Raw genomic sequence first — 1,102 nt, forward strand, 5'->3', positions numbered from 1 at the left:
CCTAGGACGAGTCGGAAGCTTTGATACTTCACCGAGTTCTCGGACGAGAGAATTTTCGTGGTCAGCCATTTCGACGACTTCGACGCTGCGTTGCGAAGGGCTCCGTGGGGTGCCGCGTTCACGGGCTGCGCGTAGACGAGGGTGGCCTGTTGATCCAGTGCAGTGTCGAGGAGTCCACCGATGTCGGCAGGGTCGTGCTGGCCGTCTTCATCCATGGTGACGACCCATTCGCCTCCACTCGACGCCATTCCCGCCAGTGTTGCCGGGTGTTGGCCGAAGTTGCGTGAGAGCCAAATGGGTCGGATGAAGTCGTGTCGTCTCGCCAGTTCACGGATGACGGCAGCAGATCCGTCCGGACCGTGGTCGAAGACGAGAAGGACTTCTTCGACGACCAACGGCCGCCCGCCGGGAGTGATCTGGGTTTTCGTCAGGGGGAGTATCTCGTCGATGAGTGCGTTGAGAGTACGTTCGCCCTGGTAAACCGGCACGACGACGGAAATTCGGTGCGGTTGCACCGACTCGGGTGTGCCATCGGTCTTCACAGGCGGGGAGTGTATACGTCGCCGTGGGTCGGCATCTCGGCGTGGGGGCGTACATGTCGGCGAATCGTGAAGTTATGATCCGGATCACTCGACGAAAGTGAGTCTTCAGTGGCCGAGTTCGAAGATCACACCAACGATCGACGCGAGAACAATCGTGAGAACACAGGCCTTCCGGGGAGAGCCGATACGGGTAGCGGTGATACCACCGACACCGAGTACACGGCCCGGTTGCGTGAGCTACAAGGCGCTCGATGGAAGCGCGTTCTGAACGTGCAAGCGCCGTATCAGTGGAATATCGGACGTTTCCTCGGCGGACGGAAGGTGCTCGACGTCGGCTGCGGGATCGGCCGAAATCTGCGAAATCTTCCCCCTGGCAGTGTCGGGGTGGACCACAACGACCATTCGGTGGAGTTCTGTCGATCGCTCGGTTTCGAGGCGTACTCGTCGGCGGAATTTCATTCCGAAAGCGATCAGCGAACCTTCGACGGAATGCTGATGGCGCATCTCCTCGAGCACCTGCCGGCGGGCGAAGCTTCCGGCATCGTCGCCGAGTACCTTCC

General features: G+C 60.4%; 2 protein-coding genes. One reads left to right on the top strand and one right to left on the bottom strand.

All coding sequences use genetic code 11. The annotated features are described in order from the left end of the window. Positions 1 to 542, bottom strand: a 542-nt coding sequence (locus ABT116_RS49350) for a glycosyltransferase (protein ID WP_351648185.1), incomplete at its 3' end; no start/stop codon positions are given. 108 nt (positions 543 to 650) lie between these two features. Here ABT116_RS49350 and ABT116_RS49355 point away from each other — a divergent pair. Continuing rightward, positions 651 to 1,102 (top strand): class I SAM-dependent methyltransferase (locus ABT116_RS49355; RefSeq protein WP_351648187.1); only part of this gene is annotated, 452 nt, incomplete at its 3' end.

Origin of the sequence: Streptomyces sp. NPDC002130 (genome assembly GCF_040296465.1) — a bacterium.
GTDB lineage: Bacteria > Actinomycetota > Actinomycetes > Streptomycetales > Streptomycetaceae > Streptomyces.